The 13,913-nt window shown below is 42.2% G+C and carries 9 protein-coding genes; all 9 read right to left on the bottom strand.

Annotated elements, in window-relative coordinates; genetic code table 11:
• Positions 1-83: 83 nt before the first annotated feature.
• Entirely contained in the window at positions 84-1,436 is a 1,353-nt protein-coding gene (locus WHS38_00560) for a sigma-54 dependent transcriptional regulator (GenBank protein ID MEJ5299464.1), read from the bottom strand.
• A gap of 4 nt (positions 1,437-1,440) precedes the next feature.
• The gene (locus tag WHS38_00555) at positions 1,441-2,634 is read right to left on the bottom strand and encodes an ATP-binding protein (protein ID MEJ5299463.1); all 1,194 of its coding nucleotides are present in this window, start codon (positions 2,632-2,634) and stop codon (positions 1,441-1,443) included.
• Positions 2,628-3,785 (bottom strand): iron-containing alcohol dehydrogenase, encoded by a 1,158-nt coding sequence (locus WHS38_00550; protein MEJ5299462.1) that lies wholly within the window; start codon positions 3,783-3,785, stop codon positions 2,628-2,630. Before WHS38_00550 ends, WHS38_00555 begins: the two co-directional genes overlap by 7 nt.
• Before the next feature lie 424 nt (positions 3,786-4,209).
• Positions 4,210-6,033 carry an IS1634 family transposase gene (locus tag WHS38_00545; GenBank protein ID MEJ5299461.1) on the bottom strand — a complete coding sequence of 608 codons (1,824 nt, stop codon included), beginning with the start codon at positions 6,031-6,033 and terminating at the stop codon, positions 4,210-4,212.
• A gap of 358 nt (positions 6,034-6,391) precedes the next feature.
• Positions 6,392-11,248: an FtsX-like permease family protein gene (locus tag WHS38_00540; GenBank protein MEJ5299460.1), complete on the bottom strand. Its 4,857-nt coding sequence runs from the start codon at positions 11,246-11,248 to the stop codon at positions 6,392-6,394.
• Positions 11,249-11,450: 202 nt separating this feature from the next.
• A complete protein-coding gene (locus WHS38_00535; GenBank protein ID MEJ5299459.1) occupies positions 11,451-12,155 on the bottom strand; it encodes an ABC transporter ATP-binding protein in 705 nt (234 codons plus the stop codon).
• Between the two features lie 4 nt (positions 12,156-12,159).
• A complete protein-coding gene (locus WHS38_00530) occupies positions 12,160-12,810 on the bottom strand; it encodes an FtsX-like permease family protein (protein ID MEJ5299458.1) in 651 nt (216 codons plus the stop codon).
• 160 nt (positions 12,811-12,970) lie between these two features.
• A complete protein-coding gene (locus tag WHS38_00525) occupies positions 12,971-13,363 on the bottom strand; it encodes an Hsp20/alpha crystallin family protein (GenBank protein MEJ5299457.1) in 393 nt (130 codons plus the stop codon).
• A gap of 31 nt (positions 13,364-13,394) precedes the next feature.
• Positions 13,395-13,853, bottom strand: coding sequence for an Hsp20/alpha crystallin family protein (locus WHS38_00520; protein MEJ5299456.1), 459 nt, complete (start codon positions 13,851-13,853; stop codon positions 13,395-13,397).
• Positions 13,854-13,913: the final 60 nt, after the last annotated feature.

Raw genomic sequence — 13,913 nt, 5'->3', positions numbered from 1 at the left:
ACTATGTTGGGAAATGGGTAAAAAAGATACAGACCTTGTAGTCTTTCTGTATAGAAGTTACTCACCTGGGAATGAGCATTTTTCTAAGAATTGGTGGATCCCTGTTTATATGCCTTTAATTTTCTGTAAAGGGTCTTTCTGGTTATTCCCAGCTCTTTAGCGGCTTTGCTTTTATTTCCATTATACTTTTGGACGACGGTAAGGATAAAACCTATCTCCAAATCCTTCAACTTTAGCCCTTCAACAAACGTGCTTAATAAAGCGCTCCTTTCTTGAATCTCTTTAGGGAGAACCTTCGGCGTGATAAGATTTCCTTCAGCCAGTATTGAGGCTCTTTCTATCACATTTCTAAGCTCCCGAACGTTGCCGGGCCAATCGTAGGACATAAGGCACTGCATAGCTTCTTCTGAAATCTTATATTTTATACCTGCGTTGTCAGAGAGCTTACCCAAAAAATGTTCAGTTAAAAGGGGAATATCGCTGGCTCTTTCTCGTAAAGGGGGCACATGGATTCTAAAAACATTTATTCTGTGGTAAAGAGCCTCTGAAAAACTACCTTCTTCTACTTTCTTCTCAAGATTTCTATGAGTAGCAAAGATAAGCCTTACATCAGCCTGTCTCTCGCGAGTGTCACCTAAACGCCTATACCGTTGAGTCTCCAGAAAGCGAAGAAGGCTTCCCTGTACATCAAAGGGTAATTCCCCTACTTCATCCAAAAACAGGGTGCCGCCATCGGCGACGCTAATGAGACCTTCTCGAGCATCATAGGCTCCCGTAAAAGCGCCTTTCACATGTCCAAATAATTCGCTTTTTAACAGTTCCTTCTGGAGTCCCCCACAGTTTTTTACAATCATGGGTTTGTCTGAACGGTCACTCAAAGCATGTATCATGTGAGCCACAACATCTTTACCGCTACCAGATTCGCCGGTTATAAGAACAGGCGTTTTTCTAGGTGCCACTTTTTCTATCATTTTAGTTATTTCTCTTATCTTTGGTGAAGTTCCCACAAGTCTTGGAACTATCTGAGCGCCAATAGAGTGGGTAAAAATCTTGTGATCTTTCTTCAGACAGACCCTTTCGTAGGCTCTTTCTATAAGAAGTTCCAGATATTCCAGTGAAAAAGGTTTGGTAACGTAATCGTAGGCTCCCATCTTCATGGCTTTTACGGCACTATCAATGGTGCCATGTCCAGTAAGTATGATTACTTCTGTGTTCGGACTATCCTCTTTAATTTTAAGTAACAGGTCTAGCCCATCACCATCGGGTAATCTCATATCCAGAATAACCACATCGAAATTACGTTGACTCATGAGTTTTACAGCCTCATCCGCACTACCCGAAGTGGTTATAATTTTGTTTTCGCCACTAAGTTCTTTCTCCGCAAGTTTTCTTATTGATGGTTCATCATCTACTAATAAAACTCTGATCTTATCCATGATCCTAACCACTGTTACTGCTTTTAAAGACTACCGTAAACACGGACCCTATTCCCTTTTGACTTTTCACTCTAATATGAGCTCCATGATTTTGAAGGATATTATAACAAACGGTAAGCCCCATTCCTGTCCCTTTGCCAACTGGCTTTGTAGTAAAAAAAGGATCAAATATCTTGTCTATGTATTCTTCTGGTATTCCACAGCCGTTGTCAGAAATTTCCATTTCAATAGTATCTTGGTCAGAAGATGTCTTTATTTTTATAATGCCTCCTTCATCAGATGTTGCATCAATAGCATTTAAGACCAGATTCAAAATGACCTGCTTGAGTTGTTGAGGATTTCCTCTAATTGGCCTGATTTCTTCTGAAAGCTCAAAAACAATACGCTGTTTATAACTTATGCGATGCTTTAGTAGGGAGACGGATTCCTTTATAAGTGTGTTTAAATTTACTTCCGCAAAATCAGCAGGAGATTCTCTACTATAAGTCAAAAGACTCTTTATTATTTCCTGACATCTACCGCATTCTTCGATAATAATGTCCATCACACTTTCAATATCTTTGCTAAGAGGTTCAGGCATCAAGTTTTTGTAACTCGCCAGCCGCCTCTTCAATCCTTGCGAGAAACCGTATATTGCCGCAAGGGGATTGTTTATCTCGTGAGCAACTCCTGATGCAAGAAGCCCTATGGTTGCCATTTTTTCCGCTTCGTAGCATTTTCGACTGTATTCTCTTTCGGTGGTTACATCCCTTTTTATTAGTAATATATGGCAGGGAAAGCCACTTGACGAACGTAACGGAGAAGCCGTTATTTCAAAGTAACGCCGTTTTCCATTCAGTATAACGACGTCTTCCTGCCGAAAAACCTGATTTGTCTCCCTTGCTTTATTAGCAGGACAATTGGGACAGGGGCTTTCCGAATTTCTAAAGACCTGGTAACAATATTTACCTACAGGAGACTCATTACCAAAAATTTTGTAATAAACATGATTCACAGAAACTATTTTGCCGTTTAGATCCAGCACTGCCATCAGATCAGTTATAGCTTCTAATATGGCTTCAATCTGTCGCTGTCTTCTTTCCAGCTCTTCTGCAAATGTTCTAAGTTGATGGATTCTTTCCTGAGCCTCCCTGAAAAAGCCGAGTTTAGAGTATTCAATGCCTACTAAGTCTTCAATTTTTGGCAGCTTTTTTACCATGCTTCCTCACATATTCTTAGTAAGTCTTTCCACGACACCGGTTTAGGATTAGTAATTACGCAAGCATCATGCCTTGCCATTTTGCATATATTTTCCAAATTATCAGCGGAAGGTAATAGATCTCTTAACCTAACAGGAAGTCCCACAGACTCAAAAAATTCCTTCATCTTTTCTATGCCAGACAAAGCCGTGTTTTTTGCGTTTTTCATTCTTTTGCCCAAAAATACAGAGCCAATCTTTTCCATCTTGGCAAGACAGGAGTTCATGTTGAACAACACAACCGCCGGAAGAAGAGCCGAATGAACTATACCGTGCTTCACGTCAAACATGCCTCCAAGAGCATGAGCAATGGCGTGAGCGGCTCCAAGGCTGGCATTGCTAAAAGCCATAGCAGCGGCGGTGCTGGCAATACTTAATTTTTCCAGTATATCCAGATCAAGAGGATAACTCTGCTGTTCACTTACTTTTGGCAAATACTTCCATATTAACTCTATTGCTTTAAGAGACTGCACTTCTGTGAAAGGAGAAGCTATCGTTGATACATAAGATTCTATGGCGTGAGATAAAGCATCCACAGCTGATGAAAGGACAAGCTCTTTGGGCTTTGTTTGTAAAAAAAGAGGATCAATAATAGAGATGTTAGGGATAAGAGTTCGACTTATGATAGACATCTTAACATGTCTTTTCGTATCTGTAATGATGGCAAACTGAGAAATGTCTGATCCGCTTCCAGCCGTTGTAGGAAGAAAGACCATAGGAGGAAGAGGTCTGTGTATTTTATTGGCTCCTTCATAGTCGTGAATAGAACCACCGTTACTTGCAACAAGGGCAATACCTTTTGCGGCATCAAGAGCGCTACCACCACCGAGAGCTATTACCACATCTGCTCGATTTTCAAGATAGAATTCAGCCCCCTTTTGAATCTGGTAGTCCCTTGGGTTTGATACAACATCCCCAAAATAAACCCACTCAAGTTGACACTTGTCTAAAATGGACAAAAGCTTATCAACCCAACCAACTTTCTCCAGACCACTATCGCTAACCACAAAGGCTCTCTCGGCTCCGAGCCTTTTGGCGCAAAGAGCAGTATATTCCATACTGCCCCTGCCAAATATAATTTCAGGAATAGCAAATTTCGTTATTGCTTTCATGGAATTCATCTCTAAAAACAAAATTCTGGAGCAATTCCTTCTTCTTTATAACTTAAAGGAATGCTTTTATGGTCCCATGCGACCACCAATAATCGGACTATTCTTTTACTTGAACTTAAAGCGGTGAGCAAGATGTGCAAAAAGGGTGGATTTTGTCAAAAAAGGAACGTTTCCCTCGGAAGTAATCAACATTGTTACGGCTTAGTCTGTCATTTAGGAGAGGACGTTATCTCATAAACCCGTCTTAAAATCTGCACTACAGGCTCTATAAGGTCTGAAGGAATATAGTCGTCGGGTGTTCCCCCTTCAAATAGATCGTGGGTCAAGGAAACATCCATCATGATAGCCCAGGCTTGTCATTATTTTGTGTAAGTTACTTCAATTACTTGATAAGTTATTTTCATTCTACACTACGGGTTTTAGCTCATTCGATTTTTCGCACAGTTTTTAGTGGTTTCAGCGAAAGACCAAGAGCCTGATAGATGGTCACATGCATTGGCTCTGGTTCAGAGGTGTGTCGAATGTTAATGACCTGCCCTTTGTCATTGACCATTGTGGTCGTAATTATGAATTGGCCGCTCAGACTTTCTCGAAGTGTCTTCCAATTATGGCGAATACCTTTTTCGTGTAATGTCTTTTGAATGACCCATAACAGATGATAAGCTAGAACTGTCAAAAATACATGACCTTCAATTTCTTGATAGACCTGGTAATAAACCGATTCGAAGGCAAACTCATCTTTAAGGCTTTGAAAGGAATCTTCTACATTAGTAAGCATGTTGTAAAGATCCCAGAGTTCTTTGTCCGAAAGATCCATTCGGGAAGAACGCAACCTATAGAAGCCTGCAAATTTAACATCAAAAGATAGCTCGTTTTTGATGCTCCAGGAGATATCCTGAGCAATACCATTTTTCTCCGTAACATTGATTTCGTAGAAGTAAGCTATAGGACCGTATTTTTCCTTAAGGCGTCCAATACGTTCGAGAATTTTTTCGTACCTTTTAATACCCCCTTTCTTTTTTAGACCTTCAGCTATCCTTTGAAGAGCCTGTTCAAAGTCCTTCTGTAACTTATTTTTTATGGCTTCTTCCTCGTCCTGTCCTCTACCGCTTGTGCAGTATAAAAAGACTTCCCCTGAACTCTCATCTCGAATAGTTCTCACAATCCCCGAAGGACATTCATGAACTAATTGCTCATCCCCCTGTGGAATATCTTTTATTCTGCGCCTATCAATACAAACATAGTCAAGGCCCATCTCCCGCACCATATTTAGATGAACTTCCGTAGCTACACCGGCATCAAAGACCACCATGACCCTTTTGCCCATGATGGACATCTTCTGGTTAAAGTGATGAAGCATTTCGCCCAGGACGGTCTTTAGTGTGGCAGGCTCAGAAATATTTCCCGCAAAAACCTTGCTCCATTTAGCAAAACCGTCTTCATCTATAATAAGAGCCAGTGTTACCAGAGGACTATCTGTGCGCTTTTCTTTCGATGCTCCATGTTTTGCCTTCGAAGATACAGGGGTTCCTTCAAAATATGTATTGGTAAGGTCGAACAAAATGAGATTTTCTCCAAGTCCAAAAAGTGTGCGCTCTTTTTGAGTTAAAGCTTCTTCAATGAACTCTTTATGGTCAATGAGACTATCACAGGCGCGGTAAAGACTGGTAAGGGAAACATCCCTAGCATCTATCCCAATTATTTCTTCTAAAGCAATTTGGGACATAGAAAACCATTCATAAATTTCTATTTCACTTCCTGGATGGATGAGCTTACCAAGGATTAACAATTTAACCAGGGCAATATCTCTTTCTCCCAGTCCCGCATCCTGAAGAATTTTGGCCATTCCCAGAGTATCGAAAGCCCACGCCCCAACCACTTCTGCCCCCACAGTGCGAACATTCTGAACGGCTATCATGTCAAGATTCACATTCTCCCAGGAACCTTCGGGCTCGGAAGATTCCACATTTCCTGAATGAAGTCGCTGTTTTCGAAGCATTGAAGCAAAATGACGAGCCAGACTCTCAATTTTTTGGGAAACTCCAAATAGACGCCTCTCCCCTTTGAGAATCTCATCAATACGTTTTGCCAGGATTTTTAATTGCTGTTTGTCTAGATCGAGCCGTCCTAAATCGAGTAAGATCCTTTGCTTGGGCCCATTGGGAGTCCTGTAGGACTCAACCAATTGGTAACAGACGCATTTAGTCCCTGTAGCCTGATCTGTTTTTCTAGCTTTTCTGATAAACATAGAAAATTTACAATACTCCAACGCAGTGGTTTTGTTAGAAACAAAAAATCAGCTTTTCTCATTACATTAACATCTTCACCTTGGCAATTAACCAATTGAGGGTGTTCTAAAACTTCCCTTATGGGGTGGCGAAACATAGAAAAGGCAGGAATGAAACTCAGCTTGGGATATCTTCCCAGACTCAGGTAGCTAAAAACGACCTCGATATATGATTCACCACATAACTTTAGGGGCGACGCATGCGTCGCCCCTACAATTCTATTACGGAGTTTTTTAGAACACCCTCATTAACCAATTTCAATAAGTCAATCTGCCTGAAGGGGTCGCTATTTCCGCCCTTAAAAGTTACAAATTTGAGTTACGAGGGTGGTTGAGAACGATAACAGTAAACTGATTTTTCATCTTCAGTTAAAGCATGCCAGCTCAGGATCGCTTTCCGCAAAGATTTCACAAAATTACTATTAGCTCTATACCAGCTAGTAGCTTCACCGGCGATTCGCTCCATCCTAATATGAACTTGCACATAACTGGATTCTAACTCATCCAACATTTTCGCTTCTTCTGGAGATAGATTTCCTCCGTAGTTTCCTAAACTCGCTGGACAGCAATAAATACGCACCCGCTGTTGAATCCCAAAATCGAAAGGAGCAAGCCACACCGAAGTTTGAATCATTAAACATCGCCCAACGGGCATAAACTTGTCATCAACACCATAAAAAAGCTCCTTCTCATCCGCCCAGGTAAGATCGACCGAGTCAGACATAAAAACGCCTGCATCCGCTTCCTGATGTTCCTCCATAAAATTTCCTAAAAATCTTATGATTCCGTCCTGATCCTTTGCAGGAAATAGAAAAGGAAGATCTATTGAAAGCACATCACCCTGTGGTTCAGGAAGAGTCCAGCTTTTTTCCACATCAGGCATTGCCATCCTTGTTGCCATCCTTACCGGATAAAGAGACGCCAGAAAAATGGCTACAAAGATCAGCCCTATACTCGCAATGCTTGCAAGAGACGAGTAATTGAAAGACAGATCGGCAAATAGAGGCAATCCTCTTCCGTATTTTGCCACAAGTTGAGCAACGATATATCCCGTGATGGAAGAAAGCACGGCTAGAGAAAGAGCCTCGACAATAAAAAGCATACCAACATGACGGGGAGCCAACCCAACGCTGGTATAAACAGCAATTTCTCGTCTTCTTTCCTGCACATGTCCAATAAGAGTATTAAAACATATAGCGATAACCGTAATTATGGGAACAAAAACATCGGTAAGTCCTTGATAGCGCAAAACAGCCGCAGAAGTAATTTCCAGTGCTTCCTTACCTTCCACGCCAGCAAAAATGGAAAAAGCTCCAGAAAAAGGAAGACTTTCGGCAACTTTGACGGGATCTCCACCCGGCATTTCAACACTTATAGCTTTTAACTCTCCCCCCAGCTTTATACAGGTTTCGTATGGTATTATAACAGTCCTTGAAGGAGATGTAGCCTGAAAGCGTGAAATAACGGGAAGAAGTTCCAATCCGGTTTCAAGCGCTTCCACTTCAACTTCTCTCAATTCCTCCGCACCCTGTTCAAGAAAGCGTGGAAGCACAGGGAGTCCATTCAGATCATGCCACTTTTCAAGTCTCTCCTCGTTAAATATACCCACCACAACAAAGGTAATACCTCTAATGGTCACATCAGAAACCGACACATCCCTGAGAGAAATCCCAAGAGATTTCGCCAGAGATGAAGGAATAAGTATTTCATTAGTGGCTGCTGGAGCCAGCCATCTTCCTTCAACAACCACATCAGCAAGGGATGATGGCACATGATGGCTTAATCCGAGAAGCCCTTCAATCTCCGCATTTTTACCGAAAGGATTAGCTCTAATAACCATACCCGCTGTGTTTTTAGGATCCACCCAGGCTCGAGGCATAAAAATTGCCCCTTCGGAGAAAATCGTTCGAATCGTTCTCCAGGCTTCATCATTAAAAGAAAACCAGAAAGGATGATGAATTGTGATCCCCGTATAGTTAGCCTTCCGCCCAGTCTCAATATGAGTCGGTTTTTCAAAGCTTTTTACGCTGGTAAAGGACATAACAGTAAAGGTAAGTAAAACGATAGTAAGACAAGTAAGAACCGTGCGAAGAGGTCTTCTGTGAAGGTTCGATGTGCCAATACCGAAAGCAATCGCTATAGCTTGTCCCCATTGAATATGCCCGATCGAGGCACTTGAAACCGGCCCAGTTTTACCATACCCAGCTAAAGCCCTCCTTACAATGGCAATTTCTTGCTCAAATCTTGTAAAAATGATCCAGATAACAACAACTGAAAGGCTCATGATAAGGAAGGCAACCACAACCATAACGGGGCTATAAGTCAGAGCAAAGGCGGGATTAAGCCATCCAATAATAGCTACTGTTATAAACAATATTCCTAAAAATCCCGCAATCTGATGATAAACCGAAACGAAGCAAAACAGGAACCGCTCCAGGCAGTAGGCAAACGGCACGGCAAGCACAATGAAAAACATCACCCCCGCCAGGATGTCTCGCTGAGTTCTGTCAATCGCATTGTAAGCCGCACTTAATTGAGCCCATCCTCTTACAAGGAATTCCCAAAATCGATCATACCTTCGAACATCCAGCTCACTCTTAGTACTTTCCGTGAGTTCACCACCCTGGTGGTAAAGTTCTTCAAGGGGCTGGTCGATGACTCCATGATCTCTAAGGTAAGAAAGACGAGTTCCCACCAATTCCTTCATATCCAAAGCAGATTGGAGTGGATCAATAATGCTCTGCCCAGCAACAAACCCTCTACCTTCAGGTTTTTTAGAATCCGCATTTATAAAAAGCACATCTCTTCCAACAATGGAATCGGCAAGAAGCAACTTAAATCTTCGATTTTGTTCAAGAAATACCGACAAAGCGAAGGTATCTCGTCCATCCATGCGACTATACCAGAAACTGGAAGGCATAGTTTCAGTTACAGCATCTATAAGAGTTACTTTTGTGATGTGAGAAAGTTTTTGGGGCTTAAAAACGTCGACAATATCAGTCTGAACGCAGGGGAACATAACAAGAGTGGTAAAGCCTCTTTTGGCGGGAATTTGAAGACGGTAACTATCCTTTTTCAATATACGCTTATTGGCTGCCCAGGTGATGGTTCCACTATCTCCAGATAAACCATAGGGTTCAATGATCAACTTATAGTGGGAAACCTTCTTATTAGCCACACCGGGGATAGAAAAGCTCCCGTCATGGTAGGACATTGCTCTAAAGACCGTATCACCCTGTATAATACTTACTAATGTTCCTGAAGCCGGTCTATCAGGAAAGAGTTCTCCTCTCCTAACGAACATTGTTGAACCATCAAGAATCGCCAACCCTTTTACGCCCGGCTTGACCAATCCTTTCAAAACATCTTCATTTATTATGCGGGGCATTAAATGCTCGAGAAAGTCGCTAATAAGAAAAAAATTCACGGCATTCCATCTTTCAAGGCTATCTGACGGTGTGCCCCAAAATGGCGACACTCCATATCGAGAAGTAATTGCTGCCGCAGGAAAACCTGCAATGGATAGAACATCTGATGACAGGGGCTGCTGGGCAACGTTTAGGATCTTGAAAGAAAAAGATGAACCTCCAGGCTCTTTTCTGGCGGAAGTCATCAAATTTGGAATTCGCTTTTCGGAAGAAATACTAGAACTTACAGTGCTGACGAAATTCACCAGAGACGAAATACGATTTCTTTTCGCAACTTCGTCTTTCAAAGGAAAAAGAGCACCTTGCTGCTTGAATTCCAGAAAAGGATCAAAACTGGAAAGATTCAGACTCAAAGAAAGCACAACATCATAAGAATCGATCAATTTCCTGAATTTTTCCCCCGACTTGCGGGTTAATAACCTGAGAGAAAGCTCAGATCTTGCGTTGCGAAGGTCAGTCCTGATGTCCTTTATAAGCCTTCTAACAAGGCGAGACTCACTTTCCTGGAGCCCTTTGAGAGATGGTCTAGCAGAAAGAGTCCTAAGCGCAAGAAGCTTTTTTTCCATGCCCTCCTTAGAACATTTTTCATCCCCGGGCGACTTGCAAAATCCTCTACTACTCTCCTCATCTACTTCATCAAGATTCTTTCTAATATTGACCAGATCGTCTATAAGATCTTTAGACTTGGATATCACCAGAGGGTGTATTAGACGATCGATTTCATCGTTTAATTCCCGGGAAGCTAGAAAAAGGTTTATAGCTTCAAGCTGAGCTTTTACCGTATCCAGGGACTTACTAAGCTGACCAAGCTCCTTTTTTCTTTCCTTTTTCGATGCCGACATCTCCCAGGCAACAACTCTTGCCCCTGCCAAAGCTTCATTCTTCCCGGCCGTAGCAATGAACATAACCGACCGCTTCGGGGGATTATGAGCCAGAGACCTAGCCAGATTAAGAAAAACCATGATTGAAGTGGCTTCGTCCATGGCCGGAGATTCTCCCAAAACTAGCCCTGAAGCATCATAGGGGGCTTCGATAACGACAAGCTCTTTTGACAATTTTTTATCCGTTCCAGGAACAACTCCATAGACATTTCGAAGTATTGCACGCTCCCATTGGGCAGATGATGAAAGGCGAGCATGAAGTTTTTGTCCGCTACCAAGAAGCGTTCTGAGCCATGCAGCATCATCAGGAGAAACCCAGAATCTTGGAAAAGATATAGGGGTTTTTGTAAGTTTTTCTAAATAAACCTTAGAATAGTCACCTTCGCTCCCAAGATAAATCAGAGCCTTAGCTCCCAGAGCGGCAGCGTGGAGCCAAAAATCCGGCGATGAGTCCATCTCGCAAAGGACTATAGCTCCCTTGATATCTTTTCCATTAATTTCCCACCATTCCCCCTTTCCAGCGTAAACCAGATCGCCCCCAGTACCATCAGAAGAGGTTACAGAAAACACAACAAGATTCGGCTGAAGAAGTCGCAGTGGAATACGATAAGAAAAAACTTCCATAAAGGCTTCTTTAATGCGAGGCACAGGATGATCAAAATCTAAGAAATCGACATCTTTAAGACCCGCTTCCTTAAACTCTTTGGCTATATAATCCGCTACTTCTAGAGATTCAGGAGAACCAGCAGAGCGATCCTTCAAAGAAGAAAAAAACCGAATATCTTCGCTGGTTTTAACGCTGACAGCGTAAAGAGTGGAACTCTCCAGCAGAAGGACAAAGAGAAAAAGTAAAATTCTCAAAATCACTTTTTTGCCTTCCTTGCAAAATTTTCCAAAGGTTTCTGAAAATCCCTTAACATATGGACAACCATGCAAGGTTATTTTTAGAAGATGCTTATGCTCTTTACCATGAATTCTCCCGGAAATTTTTCAAAAGGGTTTCCAGCCGTGCGTCCTTAAAGGATTTTTGCAGATATTTTCAGTAAAGATAGCAAAACATGTGTAATCCCTAATTCCTTTTGTCTTCAATATGTTCTATTCGCCCGTCTCGAATCATAACAACTTTGTCCGACACAGCTACCATTTTAAGATCGTGGGTTGCCGAGATAACTGTAACTTTTCGTTCAACAGAGAGTTGCTTAAGAAGGTCAATAATTTCTTCGCCTGTTTTAAGATCGAGGTTTCCTGTTGGTTCGTCGGCAAGAATAATAGAGGGATCATTCGCCAGAGCTCTTGCTATGGCAACTCTCTGTTGTTGCCCACCTGAGAGTTCAGGAGGCCTGTGCCAGGCTCGTTCCTTAAGCCCCACAAGCTCAAGCAGCTTCATACCTCGTTCCATGTATTCATCACGAGACATACCGGCAAAAATCATGGGAAGAGTTACATTGTCTATAGCTGTCATAACCTGAATCAGGTTGAAGGTCTGGAATATGTAGCCTACCTTTCGACATCGAAGCCAAGCCAGTTCGTAAGCATCTAGCTGTGACACGTCCACATCATCAATAAAAACCTGTCCTTCAGTAGGCTTGTCCAGAGCCCCTATGATATTAAAGAGAGTGGTTTTGCCGGAACCAGAAGGGCCCATGATAGAAATGTATTCACCTTCCTTAATTTCAAGGTTAATGCCCCGAAGAGCTTCCACTTCATGCTTTCCCAACCGAAAGACTTTTCTGACCCCAATGAGTCTCACTACAGTTCTAGATTCGCCTGGCATTTTATTATTCCTCGTATCTTAATGCCACAGAAGGGGTCATACGTGCGGCAATAATTGCAGGATAAATCGCCCCCAACATAGAAAGCCCTATAGAAACTAAGACACTAAGCCCAATTGGAGCACTAACAATATTCAAGGAGATACCAGAGAGACCAATGCCTCCTGCTTTTAATAAAAAGCTAATGACCGCTGTGATCATCCCTAGCAGCCCCCCTATAATGCCACCAAAAAGCCCATAAATACAGGTCTCCACAACCAGTAGATTCACTATAAATCGATCCAGAGCTCCTAGACATTTTAAAGTGCCGATCTCTCTAAACCTCTCCGTCACCGCCATAAGTTGAGCATTTGTGATCCCCGCAAGGCAAATAAGAAGCGACATGGCAATAAGCCATAAATCTCTAGACGGGGTCTTAGTTCCAGACGGACAAAGTTTACGAATAGACTTATATTTCAAAGAAGCATCTTCACCGGTTTTTACTACAACTTTACAAATCATGATGGTTTCAACAGTGTAAGCAAAAAAAGATATTGCCAGCACAAGAGAAATTGCAAGAAGGAGAGATCTCTGCCATCGAATTTTAAGGGATAATACAGCCATTTTAATGGTTTGAGAAATGGGAAAGTGAATAGATTTTTCAGGAGACTTCTTCATAACAGGGCGCTCCATCAGAATTTGCAAAACCATTGCAAAAATAAGTCATATAAAAAGCTGTTTCAACGGTTTTTAAGACGTCCTGAAAAAATAAAGGCGTGGCATTTTTCACCACGCCTTCAAAGTAGGAGCACATTACAAAGTGCCCCTATTTTTAACACTAACCGGTCTTAACCGTAATCTTCCTTGGTTTTGCCTTTTCTATTTTGGGCAGAACGAGAGTTAACACTCCATCCTTCATAGAAGCTTCGATCTTAGACTGGTCAATGATTCTCCCAAGGGCAAATTGTCTATAATAGTCGCCCACTTCGTATTCCATAAGAACAGGTCGCTCATTTTCCCCGTAGAGATCCACTGTTGCCCTTATAGCGAGAGTATCATCTCGCAAGTCTATATCCACATTTTCTGGAGACACCCCCGGTATGTCAGCAACCACAACAAGGGCATCGCTTGTCTCATAGATATCAACATCCGGTATGTAGACCGGCACATTTCGAGTGCTTTCCGCCGCTCTCTGTACTTCCTGTTTTTCTCTGGCTTTAATTTCGCTCATGTTGTTCACCTCCTTATCCAGGATGTTTTATTTACTCACTCTTTACCTGGATCTGACGAGGTTTGGCTTCCTCCACCTTGGGAAGCTTAATGGTTAGTATGCCATTCTTGAAGACAGCTTCAGCAGCATCCGCATTAAAACCACCTTTCAGTGTGATCACTCGCCTGAATTTCCCAAATTCCCTTTCTTTCCTGTGATACGATACCTCTTTCCCAATGTCTTCGGGCTTTCTTTCTCCGCCTATCGTCACACTATCAGCTTCAATGGAGATTTCAATATCTTCTGGCTTTACCCCTGGAAGTTCTGCCCTGATGTAATAAGCATCTTTGTCTTCTGTAATATTAACCAGCGGGAAAACCTTACCAGTTACAGGCCAGCTTCTTCGGCCCATAATACTTTCAAATAATCTGTCCATTTCTCTTCGAAGCTGACGAAGTTCTTCGAAAGGACGGAAAACGTCCGGAGTGTCCAGCCAGCGCACTCTTGCCATAATACAACACCTCCTTTGTGCTTGATTTTACTGGATATTTTCAAATCCACAAATAAAATA

The sequence above is a fragment of the Thermodesulforhabdaceae bacterium genome (assembly GCA_037482015.1).
GTDB lineage: Bacteria > Desulfobacterota > Syntrophobacteria > Syntrophobacterales > Thermodesulforhabdaceae > JAOACS01.
The sequence above is the reverse complement of the archived record's forward strand: the minus strand, read 5'-3'. Positions and strand labels throughout refer to the sequence as shown.